Consider the following 21,465-nt stretch of genomic DNA (forward strand, 5'->3'; position numbering starts at 1 on the left):
CATGATTTAGACACTACGCTCGCTTCTCTCCAATCATGAACTTCTTCAAAGATAAAACATCCTTCATGAAAAGCAAAGAGCCCTTAAAGGGCTCGTTACTCTAATTACAACATAAGGTTACTTGCTTATTCTTCAGACGCTTCTTCTTTTTTTACAAGATACGTCCAGTTTTCATCCTGAGTCACGAGGCCGTCTTTCATAAGCTTGCCCATGGCACGCTTGAAAGCAGACTTACTGATTCCGAATTTATTTTTGATAATATCCGGCGGTGTCTGGTCAGAATAAGGCATTGCTCCGTTTGGCCGTTCCTTAATAAATTCAAGGATACGCTCAGCGTCTTCGTTACGTCCGATTTCCTTACGTTGAGTCATAGAAAGATTCACTCTTCCATCCTCACGAACAAGGGTTACACGAACGCTTACTTTCTCTCCAAGTCTCAGCATCCGAGTGCGCTCGGAAGAATGAATCATCCCAATCGCGCCAAAGCCTAGTACCCCGCCGTCTACAAGTACAAAAGTACCCATCTGCAGCGGTTTATACACCGTCGCCTCTACCCACTCATTCATCCAGGTCGTCGGTGCATGGAACGTCAAAGGAGTAAGTTCTCTTTCCCCTGCAAGTTTTGCGCGAAGGCGTCCTTGCCGGTCATGCTCCATAATAACAAAGACCTCATCTCCAACTTGCGGATGAAGTTCTCTCATTTCGGGAAGCTCGCGAATCGGCAGCAACAGCTGACGTCCCAGTCCCATTTCTAAAAAACAACCCAGTCTTGGGTGGACATCAGCTACTTCGAGCTTCGCCATTTCACCCAAGGTAAGATAAGGTTTTTTCATTGTTGCTGCTGGGCGATCATCGGTATCGAAGAAAAGAAAAACTTCCACTTCTTCTCCCACTTTAATGTCACGCGTCAGCTCCGAATAATGCAATAATACATCTTCACTGCCTGTTGATAAAAAATACCCATACGGGGACACTTCCCGGGATACCGGGAGTGTAACTACCGTTCCTGCTACAAAACTCATACTTTATTCACCACTTTAGCATCTGACCAAAGTCTTTCAATATTATAATATTCCCGCTCATCGCGGTGGAACACGTGCACTACCACATCGCCAAGATCCATCAGTACCCAGCGTGCAGAATTCATTCCTTCTAGTCCTTTTATCTGAACTCCGGATTCTTGCACCCGTTTACGGATTTCTGTAGCGATGGCTTGGACCTGTGTATCTGAATTCCCGTGACAAATAACAAAATAATCTGCGACAAGTGAAACCCCTTTAAGATCAAGGGCTACAATGTTCATCGCTTTTTTATCGTCTGCTGCCTCTACTGCAATCTGAAGTAATTCTTTGGATGAGATACTCATGAATCAACCTCCGATTTTATGTGTATTGGATTTATCCATTAGCTTAATTTGCTCAATTAAATCATTACGAGTAAAAATCGTTAAAGGATAGATAATCTTTCTCTGAGAAACCAGGTGAGTAATGGTACCATCAAATCCGGCTAAAAGAGCTTCTTCGAGGCTGTGCTCTGCGAGTTCACGGATCCGGTCCACTCCAGGAAAGTCTCGTCCCGGCTCCATATAATCGGCAAGACACACCACTTTATCCAGAAGACTCATACCTACACGTCCGGAAGTATGCCATTTAATTGCACTCAGAACTTCAGGATCTGTCACTTTATACTCCTGTTCCGCTACAAAAGCACCGACTTCTGAATGCCACAACTGTTTATCATGAAGAAGAAGATCTTGATTCAGATTATTCTCCCGAATGATCTTTTCCATCTCTTTGACAGGCCAGTACTTCGCTACATCATGCAAAATAGCAGCAAGATCCGCTTTGACCGGATCTGCTCCGAATCGTTCAGCAAGCACTACCGCTGTTTGCATGACACCTTCTGTATGTTTCCAGCGCTGAGGTGGCATTTGCTCGGAGACGGCTTTTATTAATTCATCTCGATTTAGACTCATATAATCCGCTCCTTGTTATATACGTAAGGACCGAGTCAGGTACCATGAACCGCACCGATTTGCCGTCTGCTAAACGTCTTCTGATCGCTGTTGATGAAATATCAACTTGCGGCATCTCTGCAAGTAGCACACGGCTTTGCAAAAATTCCGGAAGATCGTCCAAATGCAGTTCAAATCCGGGCCTGCCTACACCGATAAAGGTAATCTGCTGGACAAGCTCTTCAATCCGCTCCCACTTCGGCAAGTAATTCACCATATCTGCACCAATGATAAAATAAAAAGTGGTATTTGGATATTTTTTATGCAAGAGCTGGATCGTATCAATGGTATAGGATACTCCCCCGCGAACGACTTCAATATCAAGCGTTGAATAATCTTGATAATCCTCCGTCGCAAGTTTGGTCATATCCAGCCTTTGCTCGCCTGTTGCTCCTGCTGCTTGTTTATGCGGTGGAATATGAGAAGGCATGAACCATACCTCATCCAGCTTAAAAGCATCCTTCACCGTCTCTGCCGCAAGCAAATGCCCCATATGAATAGGGTCGAACGTACCGCCCATGATACCTACCTTCATACGGCCTACTCCTTTTACATCAAATAATCTATTCTTTGTTTAGTTTCGCGGCAATTCAATCTGCTTATGATCGCGAGACTCTTTATATAGAGTAATCGTGTTTCCTAGAATTTGAACAAGTTCGCTGCCTGTACGCTCTGCCAGTTCAGCTGCTACTTCTTTTTTATCGTCCAGGTTATTGCTTAAGATAGAAACTTTCATAAGTTCACGTTTTTCAATTGCTTCTTCAATATGACGGAATAGATGTTCATTCGTACCGCCTTTACCAATTTGGAACACAGGATCCAAGTGATGTGCTTGTGCACGTAAAAATCTTTTTTGTTTACCCGTTAACATTGTATTAACCCCTTATAATATGCATTTTCTGTCGGAATCTGCATTCCTCTTTATGTTTGTCCATTCGTATGACAGATTATGAGAAATACAGAATAATATAAAATTAAAAACTTTCTAGTACTGCTTTTCTCATGGCGTGAACAGGGGCAGGAATACCAAACCAATGTTCAAAAGCGATCGCTCCTTGGTATATAAACATACCAAGACCACCGTGAATGATACATTTCTTTTCTTTTGCTATAGAAAGCAGCTTTGTCTCCAGTGGATTATATATTAGATCGCTTACGACAACCCCTTCTGGCAAAGCGTCTTGTTCAATCGGAGTTTCATGCAGATTAGGATGCATCCCTACCGAAGTCGTATTAATGATAATATCCGCATGTAATAGTGCATGATGTGCCTCCGAAATAGGCAGTCCTTGAACTTGTCCCATCGCTTTGAAATCGGCAGCCATCTTCTCCGCACGTTCCATGGTTCGGTTAAGGATGGTGACCGATGCCGGGCTTTCCAGAAGCAGTGCATACACAATTCCCCGGGCGGCGCCGCCAGCACCAATCACGACAATAAGTTTTCCCTCTAGTGATGAGATGGCTTCTTCTTTTAACGACCTCACATAACCGGCTCCATCCGTATTATATCCGATCAGCCTGCCTTCTTCATGAACGACGGTATTGACTGCGCCTGTAAGCTTCGCACTGTCATCGAGCTCATCCATATAAGACATGATCTCGACTTTATGAGGAATTGTCACGTTTACACCTCGAAATCCCATTGACTTTATTCCTTTAACAGCTGCATCAAGGCCCTCCGGTTTCACATGCAAAGGGACGTAATCCCCATGGATCCCTGTTTTATAAAGAGCTGCTTGATGCATAGCGGGAGACTTACTGTGTGCAATGGGATCACCCATGACCCCAAGAAGCGTATATCCACTAGGCTTAAGTTCTTGTATTTTGTTTGACATCCTGTCTCCCCCTATGAACTCCCATGTTCAGATAGAGCAAAATCAGATTAAGGAAGGACGAATCATAACACGAACTCCGCGCGGTGCATGCACTGCAACGAGAGCTCCTTCCTGTCCGTTCACTTTGATCCAGCCAAGTCCGGAAATAAAGACATCGTTGCGACTTCCTTTTTTAATGCGGAAATCATGACGTGTCCACTCTGGAAGATCTTCCATATCCTCGCGAGATGGAGGGGACAATAATTCGCCTGCATGATCTTTATAAAGTTCATCTGCACGCTCCAGTTTGGTCCGGTGGATCTTAATTGCATTGTTGATGTAACAAGTGAACGACTGACGTTCTCCTTCGATAAAATCGAATCGTGCAAGTCCCCCAAAGAACAGAGTCTGTCCGCTGTTCAGCTGATAGACAGCTGGTTTCAGCGGCTTATCCGGCATAATGGCAGATAAGTCTTTGCGCGATACAATCTCGCTGTAACGCCATGGATATACGATTCCTGGTGTATCAATGATGGATGCTCCATCATCCAGTGGAATATGGACCATATCAAGCGTAGTACCTGGATATCTAGAAGTGGTAAGCTCTTGATCTAGGTCACTGTAATCACGGATCAATCGGTTAATAAGTGTTGATTTCCCAACATTCGTCGCACCAACAACGTATACATCCCGATCTCCGCGATGTTCATTAACGGATTCAAGAAGTCGATCAAAACCTTGATTCTGTTTCGCACTGCATAGCACGATATCTACCGTTTTCAGTCCTTGCGCTTTGGCTTGCATCTGAACCCAGTTGCGAACCTTGTTCCAATTCGTTACTTTAGGAAGCAAATCAGTTTTGTTTACTGCAAGTAGTACCGGATTGTTCCCGACAAAACGTTGCAGAGCTGAAATCATGCTGCCTTCGAAATCGAATAGATCGACGATATGAATAACGAGTGCATCCTTATCTCCGATTTTACTGAGCAGAGCCAAGAATTCATCCTGATCCACCGTAACGGAAGAAGCCTCGCTATAATTTTTAATACGAAAACAACGCTGGCAAATGACAGGATCGCGATCCAGCGCTTTAATGGGTGTATATCCCGGCAGCTCAGGTTGTTCTGTCTGCAGTAGAATACCGCATCCGCTGCATCTTCCTTTTGTGCCGTCATGCATATGATTCATTTTTTCTTTTCCTCCTCAAGCCATAGGCCTTTCCTGCGTAGACGAGATAACGCAATACGTTCGATCCGTCTGTTAAACTTCGTCATAATCCCTTCGTCTGCAATTGCAATGGGCAGCACCAGAACAGTAAAAAGTCCTAGTCTGTTTCCTCCAAACACATCCGTAAGCATCTGATCTCCGACTACAATCGTCTGCTCTTCTGTTAAGTCCATCATTTTCATTGCTTTGCGAAACGGGGTGTTCGAGGGCTTTCGTGCCTCATGTACATACTCAATCTGTAAGGGAGTAGCAAAAGTAGACACCCGAGTCAACTTGTTGTTGGAAACAATGACCAGTTTAAACCCAGCATCTCTCACCTTCTCGAACCAAGCGATGAGTTCCGGGGTTGCTTCAGGTGCCTTGGCTCCCACAAGTGTGTTATCAAGATCGGTAATAATCCCGCGATATCCACGTTCATATAATGCTTCCAAATCAATATCAAACACGGTTTCCACCTGGAGTTTTGGTATTAGCCTTTTAAACAACATGTTCACCTCAATTTCATACGACAAACTATAACATAATCTGTACAGTTAGTAAAAAGGCAAACGGACACGGGGAAAGCTTACACCCGTGCCGATTTCAGCCTTTTCTTCATTTGTGCAGCTATGTCTTGTACCTCTTGCCAAGCATTCTCCTGCACATGATCCGGGCTATATCTTGCCATTTCAAATTGTCTTAGCAGTTCAGAGAGCTCAGCTGCGACTACAGGAACTTCTTGCCCCCATCTTGTAACCGATTCTCGAAGCGTTTCGTGCTGCTCTCGGCGCAGCCCTTTACGCCGAACCGAACGAATCCACCGCTCTGTTTCTACGACGACTTTTTGATCCGGTGTAAGCGGCTTACCTATTCTTAATCTAAGCACATAGAAATGCAGATTATATCGATTGCGCCATATAATATATCCTGCCCATAGGATGAGTACTGATACAGCCGTCCATCCAATAATCGGACTTACGGTAAAAGCCTCATCCTTTTCATTTGTAATCGGTTCTTTTGTTTCTTCTGGCTGAACCTCATCTTCTTCCTTAGGTGTTTCCTCTGGATCTGCATCTTCTGTACTCGTAAGGAGCGGCATATTGAACCCCGGAGTCGCTTCCACCGGAATCCAGCCGTATTCCTCTCCAAAATACACTTCAGCCCAAGAGTGAGCATCGGCATTTGTTACCACGTATGACATAGAAGACATCTCATCATTATACTGTGAGAACGCAGCATCCTCAGCAAAATCAGCCTGACCAGGAGCATAGCCTTTTACCCATCTGGCCGGAATATCTAAAGAACGTGCCATCATGACAAGTGAAGTCGAGAAATAATCACAATATCCTTCTTTTATTTCAAACAGAAACCCATCTACAAAGTCATTGCTTTGTTTTAACGATAGATCGGGATTGTTTGTGTAACTGAAATTGGTTGTTAAATAGTTTTGCAGTAAACTGACCTTTTCATACGGATATTCTGAAGTTGCTGTAATTTCTTTTGCAAGTTCGGTAACTCGTTTAGGGAAACGATTAGGAATCTGTAAGTAATCCGAATTTATCTCATCTGTTCCGTACAGTTCTTCGTATGTTTTCGCTTTAATTGTGTCCACTGGAATTAGCGGCACTTCCGACTGAATCGTATAGGTTCTAGGAAAAGGCGTGTCACGGCTCCCATCCCAGTGAAGCTCAGCTTGTTCACTTTTCCACAGCAGCGTACTTGCTTCGCTCTCTCCATCAACGGAGACCACTTCATTAATCGCATACGCACCAAATAGAACAGGATACACCTTATCATTAAGCATGGTAACGGATTGGGTTACTTGCTTCGTATTTCCCCGAGCCGCAGCACCGTCGTTATGAAGTTCACTTCCGAGATCCGCATCATCAAAGGATCTCCGAGAATAAGAAGGATCCTGCCAACCTGTACCGGAATACTCATCCCGTGTTTCACCACGCCAGTAACTCCGCTCTGACGTATATATTGTCATAACAGGAGAATAGTCATAATTGAACCCACCGCCGAGCTGATTATCTTCTCTGCTATATCCAGATTCAGAGTTAGTGAAGCTTCCATTCTCCCCAGTAGCAGAAAAATTCGGTTGTGTACTATCCCCTCTATTCTTAACCCATGCCGTGTAAGGATCGGTTAAGATCGGAGGTATAATCGGCATATTAACTCCGACAACGATAATCAGAGAAAAGATAACAATCACGTTGGCAACAATTTTAAAAGGATTACGCCGTAATCTTTTCCAGCCTAGAGGATATTTGATCTGGAATGACCGAAGATGCAGACATACAAGCCAAGCCATTCCTGCAAAGGCAGTCCAAGCTACTTCTTTCCATAGGACAGAAGGTGTGAAAGAATCCAGAATACCTAGCGCAACAATGTTCAAACCAAGAAACATCAGCACTTTTCTTGCATCGGTTATCAGCCGGATGATACACTCCATCATCACCCACGTACAAATTGCAAACCAAACATATGGATTCAGGCTGGCAACAAAGGCAATAAGGTTCTCAGGCAAGGTGCCGTTTGGTATAAAAATACCGTAAAAAGATAATACATAATATAAAATAAATCCGATAAGGATGAATTTCAGAATCATTCGAATACTTGTACGAAAAGGTAGAATCATCTCACAGATCGCTACACTGATTAATGTGACGGCAACAAGTGTGGTCGTCTGCTGAAACCAAATAGGCTCTGTGTAAGAGACCCACTGCATCCCGATGATGACAATCCATAATAATGCGAATGCGTCATACCAAGAACGTTTTTGTCTGCTAGAAAAGATCCTCATGCATTCCCTCCTCCTAGAACTGAGGGCAGCTCTTGCAAATCAGACACCCTATACCCTTTTATTCCTCGAGTACGAAGCAATGAGATCCATTCGCTTTCTGACTTTGGTTCAGATTTGCTGATGATTTGAATATGACACGCTGTCATTCCCCTCGAACCTGCAAAACGGAGTGTTTCCATAATCTCTGAATTATGTTCGGCCGAAATGAGCACAAAAAATGCACCTTGCGGGAAGAAACGAATCGATTCCTGCACGCCCGAAAGTAAATTTCCAGTTCCACTGGAATCCAGATCGACTAGATGGTGCATCATTTTATAACGTTCATTTAAGCTGTCGGTCGGCTGAAAACAAGCAGGTTTCTCGCTAAGGGTACATAGCCCCATGCCCATCCGTTCTCGGCTGCCGTATTCGAGAAGTGAGGCTGCGGCTGAAATGGCAAGTTCATAATGTTCTGAATTTTTATAGCCGAGTGCTCGTGAATCTAAGACAATCATCGTTTTCGGCACAGATTCATGTTCAAATTCCTTCGATTTCCACTGCCCTGTTTTTGCTGTAGCATTCCAGTGAATCCGAGATAAACGGTCTCCATACACGTAATCACGAACCCCATTAATTTGTGTTGTCTCTCGGCGAGATTTCATCATTGCTGTCTGCGGACCCGATAACTTGGAGTTTCGATCATACAGCTGCCAGTACGGGATAAAAATGGTTCTCGGCAGTACTCTGAATGAACCTTGGGCTTGAAATTTCCCTTTATGCTCAATCAGTCCGAAAATATCTTCACTCACACATTCTGTATCTGTAAAATCATATTTTCCCCGTTCAAGCGGCGGAGTTTGAAAAATAAGGGTACCGTTTCCCCGCATATTCGGAATCAGACTTTCTTCAAATGACCAAGATTCTCCATTATGACGTTTTAATACTTCTCTAATCACAACATATGGCAATGGAAGTATGCCGGGAATCTGTAAATCCAGCCGTACTTGAACTTGATCGCCTGCATGAAGCAGATCTGCATGTTCGTTACCCGAAGTTAATTTGCGTACACCCTTCGTTCGGGCAGTTCCGTTAAACTTGCCGAGCACTAAATATATACTCAGTAAGCTGACCATACCAAAAAGCATGATCGATGTTTTGCCGCCTTGAAACAAAACGTAAAACAGACATGTAATCCATACTAGCAGCACCACCCATAGTCTGGATTTCATAGATTGCAACGGTCTAAACCGCGCCGGTCTCAGCATGTAATATCAGCGCTCCATCGAGACAGGAACTTTTTCGTTTCGAAGCACCTGTGCAAGAACGGTTTCCGGACTGACATGATCAAGCCTAGCTTCTGGTTTCAGTACGATCCGGTGCGAGATCACATAAGGAGCTAGAACCTTCACATCATCAGGAATGACGTAATCTCTTTCATGCAAAAAGGCGTAGCTTTTCACTGCGTTCATAAAAGAGATTGCAGCGCGCGGGCTCGCACCAAGCAGTGCTGCCGGATGTTCCCTTGTTCTGCGGACAATCCCAAGTAAATAATCAGTAACTGCTTCATCCATGTATACACTGCGAATTTCATCTTGAATGGATGCGATTTCTTCCATTGTAGTAACCGGAGCAAGATTGTCTGCCGGTTGTCCTAGCTGGTGTTGTTTTAATAGATACTTCTCCGTCTCTGCGTCCGGATAACCGAGGCTAAACTTCAGCATAAACCGGTCCAGCTGTGCTTCTGGAAGTGTATAAGTTCCTTCAAAATCAATTGGGTTCTGGGTGGCACAAAGCATAAATGGTTTAGGAAGGTCATACGTATCCCCGTCTACGGTTACACTGCGTTCTTCCATCACTTCAAGCAAAGCTGACTGAGATTTGGTGGTCGCCCGGTTGATTTCATCTGCAAGAAGGATATTTGTCATCACAGGACCAGGTCTAAAGTAAAAACGTTCATCGCGAGGATGAAATACGGAGACCCCTGTAATGTCACTTGGCAAGATATCAGGATTGCACTGAATTCGGCGGTACTCTCCCTTCATCGAACGAGCGAGCGCTTTAATCATCTGTGTTTTTCCCGTTCCAGGAACGTCCTCTATAAGCACATGCCCTCCGGCTAATAAAGCCGTCAGAAGCAACTTTATTTCAAATGTTTTGCCTAATATAGTAGATTCGAGATTCGATCTGACTCTGGATATAGTATGTACTGATTCCTTAGTCACAGGCATTTATTGTATTACCTCCTAATAGGCAGTAGTTTTTCCTTATATTGTACATGAAATTAGTGCGGAAAGCACAATTTTATAACTAGGATTAAATGATAAAAGAATGAATCCTTATTGACCATTTCATACAAAAATAGGGAAGTGTGGATAGTGTAACTTACATCGGGCAGTGCAAGCAAGCTAGAACTCTATTAACTGAAAGAAAGATAGAGTCTCCACACCATGTATACAAAAAAAGAAACCTCATGATTATTCTCACAAGATTTCTTATTATTCATTTTGTATGCAAATTACCCTTTCGGTCTGACAAACAAAGCGGCGAGGAATGAAAAGATAATCGCTGACGAAATACCGGCGCTTGTTACGTTGAATATCCCTGTGATTACACCTAGCCAGCCGTCTTTCTCAAGTTCAATCAGGGCGCCATGAACAAGGGAGTTCCCAAAACTCGTGATGGGCACAGATGCGCCTGCGCCCGCAAATTTTACAAGCGGATCATATATACCAAAAGCATCAGCGACTGCGCCAGCAACAACCAGTGTACTCATCGTATGTGCTGGAGTTAGTTTAAGTACGTCAAACATCAATTGACCGATGACACAGATCGCTCCGCCTACCAAAAAAGCCCATAGAAACTGCATTTTATTTAGCCTCCTCTTTCTCAATGGCCACTGCATGTGCAATACAAGGAATCGTCTCACCTTGTTGGTATGATAAAGGGGATAAGAGGGCACCCGTCGCTACGACCAATACTTTGTTTAGCTCCCCTTGCTCCATTCTCTTCAGGATATGTCCATACGTTACTACCGCCGAACATCCACATCCGCTGCCTCCGGCAAAGACATACGATTGTTTCTTCAGGTCGTAGATCATTAGTCCGCAATCATTAAAGACCGTTTGCTCCATTTTAATTCCTTCTTTTTTGAGCAAATCCTTAGCAATGGGATGTCCCACTGATGCGAGGTCACCGGTAACCACAAGATCATAGTAGCCGGGTTCAAGTCCTGTATCGCGAAAATGAGCAATGATCGTATCTGCAGCTGCAGGGGCCATAGCAGCACCCATATTAAATGGGTCCCTGATTCCAAGGTCCATAACTCGTCCGATTGTCGCCCGTGTGACAGTGGGTCCTTTGCCAGTACTACTGACTACGGCACATCCAGAGCCGGTCACCGTATTTTGCGCAGTTGGCGGTTTTTGAGAACCATACTCGGTAGGAAAACGAAACTGTTTTTCTACGGTGCAGTTATGACTCGATGTACCGGCTAGGACTTTGTCTCCCCCTCCAGAATCTACAATAAGCGCTGCAAGAGCTAAACTCTCCATCGATGTAGAACATGCCCCGAATAATCCTAAGTATGGAACCCCTAGCTGCCTTGCTGAAAAGGAGCTGCTGATAATCTGGTTCATTAAATCGCCGCCAACAAAAAACTGCAAATCACTTTTCGATATGCCGGCATTTGCAATCGCCATTTGTGCTGCTTGTTCAAAAAGCCTTCTTTCGGCTTTCTCCCATGTCTTCTCACCAAGTTCCAAATTATCGTAAACATAATCGAAATAGTCTTTTAAAGGACCTTCGCCTTCTTCTGGACCTACCACACTAGAGGCTCCAATAATTTTTGGTTTGTTCTCAAATTCCCAGCTCTGCTTTCCAACTCGCTTCATAGATGGTACCCCCCAAACCCGAGACAAGCGTAAATAACTCCGATAATAAAGGCAGCGACCACACCGAAAACGATAACCGATCCGGCCAGCTTAAACATGTTTGCACCTACGCCTAAAACAAGCCCCTCCGACCGATGTTCAAGTGCAGCAGAACACATGGAATTGGCAAAACCGGTAACTGGTACAGCAGAACCTGCACCCGCAAATTGCGCCAGTTTATCATATACTCCAAAACAAGTCAGAATGACAGAAGTCAAAATAAGAACTGCCACCGTAGGACTAGCAGCATCCTTCTGTGTCATGTCAAATCCAGTCATAAAAGCTTGCTGGATACATTGTCCAATCAGGCAAATGGTACCTCCAACAAGAAAAGCGCGAATACAGTTTTTCAAAACAGGCCTTGAAGGCTCGTGTTTTGATGCAATCTTTTTGTATTCCTTCGTATCAATTGATAGCGAAGAAGATTTCGCGCTTGTTTCCGGAGATTTCTTTTGATCCGAAATAGCTGACACCCCCCTCATAACCCTAAGTGATTTCTCTTACACTTTCGTCGTGCCTGAGATATGTTCATTATGGGTTACACTCACCAATCTTATGTTTGGTAAATCATCCTTTTGGATGGATAATAAAGGGGGATGTGTTCATCTATTGTTATAATGCCGCTCTTCCGTGAATTAATGTTTCATTTATAGAAAAGAACAAAAATAGTTAAAATAATTAAAACGCCGAGCATAATTAATCCTTTTCTTACGTGAGGATCCATATCTCGTCCGCTCCCTTCATCAATTTGGCAGTTTTTCAAGGAAATTTTGCATTCCTGATTAGTCTATGCACTAGGCAGTTGTCTTGTGAGCAACTCCTATTCTAAGTTATGTATTATCGTCCTAAGGACCCAGGAGAGGGAGAGATTACAACATAGACAATCAGGATTTCCAAGTTCATAATAGAGGAATTGAACATTGGTACATAAATAATAGATGACAGGAGAGATGACGATGGAACAGAAAACAAAAGAGCTGTTTAAAACGTTAACCGAGTTCCCTTCCGCACCTGGTTTTGAAAGAGAACTTCGTGCCTATGCAAAAAGTTTGATGTCCGAGTATACTAATGAGTTCGTTCAGGACCGTCTTGGCAGCTTATTTGGTGTATTACGCGGGAATGAAGAAGGACCGATAGTTATGGTCGCTGGACATTTTGATGAAGTAGGTTTTATGACTTCGGGTATTACGGAGACAGGTATGGTTACTTTCCGTCCAATCGGCGGATGGTGGAGCCAAGCTGTATTATCACAAAGGCTGCAGATCATTACACCGGATGGCCCGATTACAGGTGTTGTCGGTTCCACTCCGACTCATTTGTTGTCTGAGGCGCAGCGCAGCAAGCCTGTTGAGCTGAGTACCATGTATTTAGATATCGGCGCAGATAACCGTGCGGAAGCAGAATCCTGGGGAATTAAACCGGGTATGCAGATTGTGCCCATTTGTGAGTTCACTCCTCTTAAAAACGAGAAAAAAATCATGGCCAAAGCGTGGGATAATCGTTACGGAGTCGGCTTATCCATCGAACTGCTAGAAGCCTTGCATAAAGAAAAGCTTCCCAACATTTTGTATTCTGGTGCAACGGTTCAGGAAGAACTGGGTCTGCGCGGAGCACGCACGGCAGCTAATCTTATTCAGCCGGATATCTTCTTTGCGCTCGATTGCAGTGCAGCAAATGATATGACAGGAGATAAGAGTCAGTTTGGTCACATCGGCAAAGGTGCGCTTCTACGGATTCTCGATCCAGGTATGCTTACCCATCGCGGTATGGTTGAGTACGTGCAAGATACTGCCGAAACGAATAAAATTAAATACCAATATTTTATTTCTCCAGGCGGTACCGATGCAGGGCAAGTTCATTTGAGCGGCATTGGTGTTCCATCTACGGTCATTGGAATCTGTGCGAGATATATTCATACCTCCTCTTCGATTATTCACACCGATGATTATGATGCAGCCAAAGAGCTGATTATCAAGCTCGTTCGTGGTCTTGATCGTACGACGTTGAATACCATAATTGAGAATTCCTAATCTGTTTGTATAAAACAAAAAAAGGTGTCCTATTAAGCACAAAGCTTAAAAAGGCACCTTTTTTATGGATAAAATTCTTACGAGAGAAAGATACTTATAGAAATAAGGGGGAAAAGGACAGCCAGGCAATAATAAATGTAACCCCGATAAAAAAGATTTCTACCCAAGCCCCTTGCTTCGATCCCGTACTCATCAGTTTAAATTTAATCTTCCACTTGAACGGCGGAAGCGGGCGAATTCCCCGGTTTGTTAAACTATCAGCCAACAAATGAAGGGTGTACGACAATCCTCCGGCAATCCATACGGCATCTCCATAGGACTTGGTGGTCCCGTATAGTAAAAATGTCCAGACTGCAATTGCATACAAGGTATGGGTTAGTCCTCTATGAGGAACAAGGGTGGCCAAAATCAAAAGACTGCCAACAAGCAAATTCCACGGATGGAATGAGTGACCATACACAATGAGCCCAAGTCCAATAAAGAACATAATCCACTGCCTCAGCGACCTGGAAGGCATAAAAGAAACCGTGGCAATCAGCGCAGCAAGGATCCAGTTCCAGGGTGAACGAGCCATCCCATAAATACCAACAGCTAACGCCAAAATAATTAGCGCAATCTGAACAATTCTAAGCAGCCAATTGGGAATTACACGTGTCACAAGCAGCGAGTTCGGTTCATCTATATCCGGCAATATGGAGCTTACGAGAGCAACAGCCACTGCAGGAACCGTGATTGGTATACCGCCCAGCTCTAAGAGGGATAAAGATATCCCTGTTCCAACGATAATATGGGTTCTACCCATCATGGCAATAATACTTCCCTTCTGTAATATGTATAAGTCTGAGGTGTCCGGCGCTTAGAAAGCTAACATTCCATCTGAAATATCTTGACCATTATAGCACGTATGTTCGTATAGGTATACCCAAATTTAACCGACAAATACAAATGCAAACCAAAGTTGTAGGGAGTCACTCTTTTTCCCTCTCATTTCATTTACAACTCTCAAATACAACAAAGAAGAGAGCATGAATGCCCTCTTCTTTGAGATTAATCTTTATATTTATTTATGATAACTCACTAATAGTTATCTATTTACTATAAATTCTGAAAATAATCACAGCTGCTTCTGCTCTAGTGGTTTTTCCCATTGGGTTTATTAACTTACCATTTCCTTTAATAATCCCTTCCTTCACCAAAGCCGCTGCACTCTCAATCGCGTATTGTGCTACCTTGGAAGCATCTGAGTAACTGCTTAAATCTTTTATGCTTCCTGTAGAGGACAATTTATCAACTGCCTTTAATGCTCGGGCAGCAATTACCATCATATCTTGTCTTGTGATTTCCGCTTTTGGATTAAATTTGTTACCATCGTTACCTGTTATAATGCCCAGTTTTTTCGCAACCCCGAGAGCCTCATAATAATAGTCATCTTTACGCACATCTGCAAAATTAGAATCTGCAGTTGCTTCCAGACCTAATGCTTTTACCAGCAACAATACAAAATCAGCTCGGGTTACATTTTTCTCTGGACTAAACTTCGTCTCTGATGTTCCTTGAATAATTCCCTTGGCAAACAGCGTATGAATGGCTTCAGATGCCCAAACAAACTTTTCTCCTACATCCTTAAAGTTAGGTGTCGGCGTTGGTGTTGGTGTTGGTGTTGGTGTCGGTGTCGGTGTCGGTGTCGGTGTCGGTGTCGGTGCTGGTGTCGGTGTCGGTGTCGGTGTCGGTGTCGGCGTTGGTGTTGGTGTTGGTGTCGGCGTTGGTGTCGGTGTTGGTGTCGGCGTTGGTGTCGGTGTTACTTGGAGTGTTTTTACTGTAGTATTGGGACCGTTTGTACTCCAATTTCCTGCCTCATCGCCTGCTTGCACCGTAAACTCATACGTTGTATTTGGCTTTAGTCCAGTAACCTTATAACTATATACCGCGCCTGTTACCGTTTCTGTATAGACAGCATCCGTTACCGTTATTGGACTTGCATCTAGTCCGTTATGGATTTGATAAGCAGCTACACCTTGATCATCGGATGCAGTTGCGGACCATGTTAAATTAAGATCAGTACTGCTTACATTAGAAGCTTCTAGCGAACTTCCTGCTGCCCATGTCGGCGGTGTTGTATCTTTCTCTTCTGAACTGTCCGTATTCTCTGCCACAAACGTCGTTACGCTTTTCGCAGGCAGCTCAGCAGAAAAAGCATTATTTTCTATAGCGATTGACGCACCAGGCTCCAGATTTCTATCGACATCTGTTACCCATGATGACACGTTCTTCACGGACCCATTCTCTACAGCAAATCCTTGATTTACTGCTGAATCTCCCTTGTTAACAGCAACAATGACGGTTTTGTTGTCACCTTTATAAGCAGATACCAACACGTCAGGTACTGGGTTTTTCGTTGCTTCTACCCTTACATATCCAGGACGAACAAATTTCGAAAAATGTGCCATGCTGTATCCACGTTTACTGATGGTATCGTCATCTTTGATCGGGCCATAATGTCTTCGGATGTACCACCAAACATAAGTCTGGAAATTTGCATCGGCCATGGAATGGTGAATATGTTCCGCTACACCTAATGCTTCTGGCCAGCGATCCGCTGAGTTCGTCTCACTATTCGGATAATATACCTCAGTCATCCAGAGTTCTTTACCTGCTCCTTTTTCCTCGAATAGCGGGTAAGGAAAATCGTTATAATTAGTGCCATACGTGTGAGCACCGAGGATATCCATATTCGCAAGCGCTTCCGGATCATTTAAAATGGGATCCGACATATTTTTCACATAAGAAAACGACTCTGGTGCAATTACTTTCGTATTTATAGACCCAGCATTTTCCTTCATAAAACGGAGAATCTCTTCCGGAGTCCACCATGTCCATTCATGTGCATAATCAGGTTCATTTTGAATGGAAATCGCATATAAATCTACTCCATTACTTTTCATAAAAGAAACAAATTCGTTCAAATACTGAGCATACTCCTCATATTTGTCATGTTTCAATCTTTTCGCACCTTTTTGCTCCGTATAGGCAGTAAGATGAATGTTATCAATATTAGGTCCGCCTGTACCCGTGGTTACGAACTTGAGCTTGTTGTTGTTTCCCACGGTCATAGGAATTTGAAAGGACAACTCTTTCCATGTTGACCAGCTTCCCGTTGCCTCAAAAGTAACGTCACTCTTCACTATTTCCCCATTCAAATAGACATCCAGCATTCTTGTTCCGGTTTCCAGTGCATATCGAATTTTTACGTTTTTCGTTCCGTTACTGCCGATAATGACATTATTCCACTGAACAGACGCATCCGTTGATTCCTGAAATTCTATGTAACCACTCCCGATATAGCCTGAATTGGCACTCTCTGATTTGGCATGAATCAAATCTGTACTAACCTCAGCTTCATAAATAGTTCCACTTCCCGAGGTTATCCCCATCGTGAAAGTCTCGACCATTTCATTTGGTGGATTCCATGGGGAAGCGAAGACGATGGCTCCCTTTTCAATTGCTTTTTTGGCAGTTTCGACTTCCCTTTGCCAATTATTTTTATCTTCATGGATGGGAATCCGTAAGATCGATAACCCTAATTGATCTTCTTCATTGCCAAAAGCAATCTCCCTTTGATTTGGTGTTAAATCGCTAATCCACACAGAGTGGTTCATACCTCCAAACCCTCGGATGGTTTGTTTTTCTGAAGAAAGATTAACAATAACTTCATTTCCATTAGAAATGCCTGCGTCCTGCAGGGAAGCAGCTGAAACCTGTACCGGAGCCTGCACGGCTAGGATAAGCGGCATTGCAACTGCCCATGCCAAACTTGTACAAATAAACTTCTTAAGACCTGATTTCAATACTTTCATCTCCTTTTTATGTAGAAATAGAATGAGTCATTTTCCTCCTTTCTACGCCAATTGTATGCGCTATCATTTTGTGTCGGTTGTATTTTATCAGTTTTATTTGTGATTTTATAGGAGAGTAATGCACGATCTATTATAAAATAATACTAATATGATGAGCACCGTACATTTTACATCTTACATTCAGCGTTTCAATCTATAAAAAAGAGCAAACCTTCCATAGTAGAAGATTTGCTAGATAGAGGCGTATATAAAATCAATTTAACTACTTATTTGATTAGTTCAGTAGGGTTCATACCTGTCACTTTCTTAAATAGAGTACTAAAATAAGGGATATTTTTATATCCGACCTGCTCTGCCACTTCATAGACCAGCATATTCCGTTCCAACAGCAACTCGCGTGCCTTTTCAATTCTTACCCGTGTTACATAGTTATTAAAGGTTTCACCGGTCAGATTTTTAAAAATAATAGACAAGTGGTTCCGTGAAATATACACTTTTTCGGAAAGTTCCGCCAAAGTGAGATCTTCGGCATAATGTTCATGGATGTAACTGGTCATATAATCAACAACCTGACGATGTTTACTGCTTCCTTTCCACATTCTGCTAGAGCAAATCGTGGTTATTTTCCCCTTCAACCATCGTTCCAATTGCTCTGGCACGACTAGACTCCCGATCTCCTCAGCTACCTGTTCATCTGTAAATAGTTCATCCAGCAACATACCTGACTCATATAAGGAATAAGTTATAATGCCCCAAAGTTCCCCCGCAAGCATCTGAACATTTGCAGAGGTTGTTCCTTTTTGATTCTTCATTAGAGTCATATATTCATCTACTAAATGATGCGCTTCTGCCTCTTGTGATAACTTCATTGCAGTGGCCAGCTTATACGAAAGTTTGACCGGAAAAAGAGCGATTTTTTCTTGTTCCCATTGATAATCTTCCCGGTAAAAATAAACTTCACTAGCTGTAATGGACCTTCCCGCGCTTCGATCAATGGCCCGGAAAGCCTCTTCTGTTGATTCCGAAATCTCCGTCCATACGTCCCTCAGTCCCCCTATGCCTATTCGTACGATCAGTTTCAGGTAACTGCCGATACTATTCGCCAGCTTGATTCCAAGCTCTTTAAGTCTATTTTCCAGCATCTCTCTGCTATCTTCTTCTGGATGAAGAATTAGAATTGCTCTCGTACTATGAAGCTCAGTGTATTCCATATCAGGGAACAACTTACGTGTAACTTCACAAGCAATGTTACTGACTGCAAAACGGAATAAATTCCAATCCGCTACGGATAAATTGCCTGCCCGCTCATCACGGAGGAAATCGATACCCACGGTCACGTGCCTGCGCGAAAGCCAATAATGATAAGGTTGTGGAAGATAGGCAATGTTCCTGTATGCCTGGTTCAAAGTACCGATTGCTGCGGAACGAATCCATTCCTTCTCAATGAAAGGCTCGTACAGCGACAATTTAAACTCAAGCTCTCCCTGTCTTTTGCGTTCTCCTTCTTCTTCTTCCAGTTCCTTTATAACCTTGCCTAATATCTTGGTGAGCGTGGGTATACTGATCGGTTTGGAGACATAATCACTAACCTGTAATTTAAGTGCTTGTCTTGCATGCTCAAAGTTTGAATAGCCGCTTAAAAAGATAATCTTACCCTGGTATCCCTCTTTCCTTAGCTGCTCTACCATCTCCATTCCATTCATAATGGGCATATAAATATCAGTGATGACTATATCGGGATCCGCAGTGCGAATCATCTCCAGCCCATCTCTCCCATTTAACGCATCCCCCGCCCATTCTGACTCAAGGCGATCCCAAGGAATAGCACGTTTCATCCCCTGCAGCACTTGATTCTCATCGTCAACGATTGCAATTTTCCACATAATCCGTGTCAACTCCCTTACATTTTGAAAGAATGTAACAGCTGTGTTGAAAAAAAATTCTATGACCTGAGATTCAGTCCACTTCCAAAACTCTTGTATATAGTTAAAAGAAAAAGGATGAACTATTATCAAAGATAAGAAGCTTATTTAGTTTAGTGCCCCCTGTTTGAATACGGTTTCATTAGCAATGGCAACATAATCTCTACCTGTGTACCGCCTTCTTCACGATTATTCAACTTGATGCCGTAAGTGTCTCCGAAATAAGCATCTATTCTTTCTCTGACATTGCGTATCCCATATCCCCCTGTACTGCGTTTCGGCTGATCTTCCAGCGGCAGGTTTAGCCCCATTCCGTCATCCTCAATGATTACTCGAAGCGCATCCCCGGCTTTCTCCAGCAGGATGAAAATATGACCATAGCGTTGCTTATTAAATCCATGGATAATGGAGTTCTCTACAAAGGGTTGAAGTGTAAGTTTGGGGATAAATAATTCCTGCAATTCCTGATCTGCCATAATCCGATATTCCAGTCCATCACCCCAGCGCAGCTGCTGAATTTCCAGATAACACTCAATATGCATAAGCTCATCGGCTATCGTAATAAAACTGTTCCCGTTAGACAGACCAATTCGAAACATTCGGCCCATTAGTTCTAAAATACGGCTCAATTCCTCCTGTCCTGCTTCAATTGCCATCCAGTTCAGCTGATCCAGCATATTATACAGAAAATGAGGATTAATATTTGCCTGAAGGGCTTCAATTTCAGCTTTGCGCTGCTGCTCGTGCCTGCGTTCAAGCGATTGATAAAGTTCTTCAATACGTTTATTTTGTTTATGATAACCGGCGAACAAATAACCAAATTCATTCTCATAATCATCTGGCAGATCAACTTTGTTCCCTTCAACAGAGTACATACTCATCGCATGAACTAGCTGCTTGATTGGTTTTGTAAATTGTCTGCTGATAAAGTGAGTTAGGATCAAGATCAGCAGGATGGCAGCAACACCTATCACGCCGATCCATTCTGCCAACTTTAAGCTGCTTGACGTAATTTTGTCCCACGAAGTAAATTCAATCAATGTCCAAATCGAATGATTCAATCTAGAATATACAAGCAGTGTATCTCCATCGTTCGCTGTCCCTTTTAAATGAACATAACCTGACTTATCACTCTTCAGATCGATCCACTGAGACCAGTCAGACTGATCAATTGGATTTCCTGCTTTTATAACTTGCTGTCCTTCTATATTGGCAAGAATCCGGTTAGAGCCTTGCGAATTACCAGCGAGGAGTTCCCGAATTTCGTTTGCCTTGATATGAATAACAAGAACACCGAGATAGTCGTTATCACGTACGATTTTTCTCGCGAAGCTGAGTACTGGTATCTCTCCCTGGTTGCTTAAGAAAGCATACTCTCCAGTCCAGCAGAAATCACTATTTTCCAGACAATTTGAAAACTCCTGCTGATTCAGTGACCCAAAATCCCGAAATTGAATATAATTCTGCCTTTCACTCAGGATGGGGCTATGCATATAAAGGTCAATCCCTTGGATTAAAGGAATCGCAAACGTCAAATTTGCCAGTGAGCTTTCTATATTTACACGACTGCGGTAACGCTCAAAATCATCCTGCTTTTTCAGAAGGAATCTAGTTAATTCCGTATCCCTAGAGCTAGACAGAGAAATTTGTTCAATCATGATGAGCCGGGTTGTGATCTCATTATTCAGTTCATCAAGCAGTTGTTGCTGATAATAAGAAGTGTTTTGTACGAGTGCTTTGGACGAATTGGAGTAACTTGTCCATGCGGTAATTGCAATTACCAAGATCAGTACGACAGCAAAACTTTGGAAGAAAAGACGGTCAACCTTACATTTTTTAAAAGGATTGGGCAAAGTCGATTACCTTCCTTTCCAAAATCAAACAAAATAAACGGTAGAACGGCGAAGGGGG

The 21,465-nt window shown here is 43.1% G+C and carries 19 protein-coding genes and 1 pseudogene; 1 reads left to right on the plus strand and 19 read right to left on the minus strand.

Annotation, left to right across the window (positions count from 1 at the left end; translation table 11 throughout):
- Positions 1-125: 125 nt before the first annotated feature.
- The 14 genes from QPK24_RS18350 to spoVAC form a co-directional block, all read right to left on the minus strand.
- Entirely contained in the window at positions 126-1,022 is an 897-nt protein-coding gene (locus QPK24_RS18350) for a CvfB family protein (protein WP_285743625.1), read from the minus strand.
- Complete coding sequence (rsfS, locus tag QPK24_RS18355; protein ID WP_160034611.1) at positions 1,019-1,366, minus strand: ribosome silencing factor; 348 nt, start codon at positions 1,364-1,366, stop codon at positions 1,019-1,021. Before rsfS ends, QPK24_RS18350 begins: the two co-directional genes overlap by 4 nt.
- Before the next feature lie 3 nt (positions 1,367-1,369).
- Positions 1,370-1,975, minus strand: coding sequence for a bis(5'-nucleosyl)-tetraphosphatase (symmetrical) YqeK (gene yqeK / locus QPK24_RS18360; RefSeq protein ID WP_285743626.1), 606 nt, complete (start codon positions 1,973-1,975; stop codon positions 1,370-1,372).
- Entirely contained in the window at positions 1,956-2,549 is a 594-nt protein-coding gene (locus QPK24_RS18365) for a nicotinate-nucleotide adenylyltransferase (RefSeq protein WP_285743628.1), read from the minus strand. Before QPK24_RS18365 ends, yqeK begins: the two co-directional genes overlap by 20 nt.
- A gap of 39 nt (positions 2,550-2,588) precedes the next feature.
- The gene (gene yhbY, locus QPK24_RS18370) at positions 2,589-2,885 is read right to left on the minus strand and encodes a ribosome assembly RNA-binding protein YhbY (RefSeq protein WP_285743630.1); all 297 of its coding nucleotides are present in this window, start codon (positions 2,883-2,885) and stop codon (positions 2,589-2,591) included.
- A gap of 103 nt (positions 2,886-2,988) precedes the next feature.
- Positions 2,989-3,849, minus strand: a complete 861-nt coding sequence (gene aroE, locus QPK24_RS18375) for a shikimate dehydrogenase (RefSeq protein ID WP_285743632.1) — start codon at positions 3,847-3,849, stop codon at positions 2,989-2,991.
- A gap of 42 nt (positions 3,850-3,891) precedes the next feature.
- Positions 3,892-5,016 carry a ribosome biogenesis GTPase YqeH gene (gene yqeH / locus QPK24_RS18380; RefSeq protein ID WP_160034603.1) on the minus strand — a complete coding sequence of 375 codons (1,125 nt, stop codon included), beginning with the start codon at positions 5,014-5,016 and terminating at the stop codon, positions 3,892-3,894.
- Positions 5,013-5,540, minus strand: coding sequence for a YqeG family HAD IIIA-type phosphatase (locus QPK24_RS18385; protein ID WP_160034647.1), 528 nt, complete (start codon positions 5,538-5,540; stop codon positions 5,013-5,015). Before QPK24_RS18385 ends, yqeH begins: the two co-directional genes overlap by 4 nt.
- 80 nt (positions 5,541-5,620) lie before the next feature.
- The gene (locus QPK24_RS18390; protein ID WP_285743635.1) at positions 5,621-7,840 is read right to left on the minus strand and encodes a transglutaminase TgpA family protein; all 2,220 of its coding nucleotides are present in this window, start codon (positions 7,838-7,840) and stop codon (positions 5,621-5,623) included.
- Positions 7,837-9,084 carry a DUF58 domain-containing protein gene (locus QPK24_RS18395; protein WP_285743637.1) on the minus strand — a complete coding sequence of 416 codons (1,248 nt, stop codon included), beginning with the start codon at positions 9,082-9,084 and terminating at the stop codon, positions 7,837-7,839. Before QPK24_RS18395 ends, QPK24_RS18390 begins: the two co-directional genes overlap by 4 nt.
- A gap of 6 nt (positions 9,085-9,090) precedes the next feature.
- Positions 9,091-10,047: an AAA family ATPase gene (locus QPK24_RS18400; RefSeq protein WP_285743639.1), complete on the minus strand. Its 957-nt coding sequence runs from the start codon at positions 10,045-10,047 to the stop codon at positions 9,091-9,093.
- A 287-nt stretch (positions 10,048-10,334) separates the two neighbouring features.
- Positions 10,335-10,685, minus strand: coding sequence for a stage V sporulation protein AE (spoVAE, locus tag QPK24_RS18405; protein WP_160034600.1), 351 nt, complete (start codon positions 10,683-10,685; stop codon positions 10,335-10,337).
- A gap of 1 nt (position 10,686) precedes the next feature.
- Positions 10,687-11,709: a stage V sporulation protein AD gene (gene spoVAD, locus QPK24_RS18410; protein WP_285743643.1), complete on the minus strand. Its 1,023-nt coding sequence runs from the start codon at positions 11,707-11,709 to the stop codon at positions 10,687-10,689.
- Positions 11,706-12,221 (minus strand): stage V sporulation protein AC, encoded by a 516-nt coding sequence (gene spoVAC, locus QPK24_RS18415; protein WP_374705830.1) that lies wholly within the window; start codon positions 12,219-12,221, stop codon positions 11,706-11,708. The genes spoVAD and spoVAC overlap by 4 nt, the downstream gene beginning before the upstream one ends.
- 483 nt (positions 12,222-12,704) lie before the next feature.
- Here spoVAC and QPK24_RS18420 point away from each other — a divergent pair, with 483 nt between their 5' ends.
- Entirely contained in the window at positions 12,705-13,778 is a 1,074-nt protein-coding gene (locus QPK24_RS18420; protein WP_285743645.1) for a M42 family metallopeptidase, read from the plus strand.
- Positions 13,779-13,872: 94 nt separating this feature from the next.
- Here the strand turns inward: QPK24_RS18420 and QPK24_RS18425 are convergent, their stop codons facing one another.
- From QPK24_RS18425 to QPK24_RS18455, 5 genes and pseudogenes are all read right to left on the minus strand, one after another.
- Positions 13,873-14,583: a metal-dependent hydrolase gene (locus QPK24_RS18425; RefSeq protein WP_285743646.1), complete on the minus strand. Its 711-nt coding sequence runs from the start codon at positions 14,581-14,583 to the stop codon at positions 13,873-13,875.
- 283 nt (positions 14,584-14,866) lie between these two features.
- The gene (locus QPK24_RS18430; RefSeq protein ID WP_285749426.1) at positions 14,867-15,931 is read right to left on the minus strand and encodes an S-layer homology domain-containing protein; all 1,065 of its coding nucleotides are present in this window, start codon (positions 15,929-15,931) and stop codon (positions 14,867-14,869) included.
- A pseudogene (locus tag QPK24_RS23610) lies at positions 15,923-17,632 on the minus strand (carbohydrate-binding protein); the annotation flags it as partial. The pseudogene QPK24_RS23610 and the gene QPK24_RS18430, both read right to left, overlap by 9 nt.
- 266 nt (positions 17,633-17,898) lie before the next feature.
- Entirely contained in the window at positions 17,899-19,515 is a 1,617-nt protein-coding gene (locus QPK24_RS18450) for a response regulator (protein WP_285743648.1), read from the minus strand.
- A gap of 152 nt (positions 19,516-19,667) precedes the next feature.
- Entirely contained in the window at positions 19,668-21,407 is a 1,740-nt protein-coding gene (locus tag QPK24_RS18455) for a cache domain-containing sensor histidine kinase (RefSeq protein ID WP_285743651.1), read from the minus strand.
- Between the last annotated feature and the right edge of the window lie 58 nt (positions 21,408-21,465).

Source organism: Paenibacillus polygoni, from assembly GCF_030263935.1.
GTDB classification, from domain to species: domain Bacteria; phylum Bacillota; class Bacilli; order Paenibacillales; family Paenibacillaceae; genus Paenibacillus; species Paenibacillus polygoni.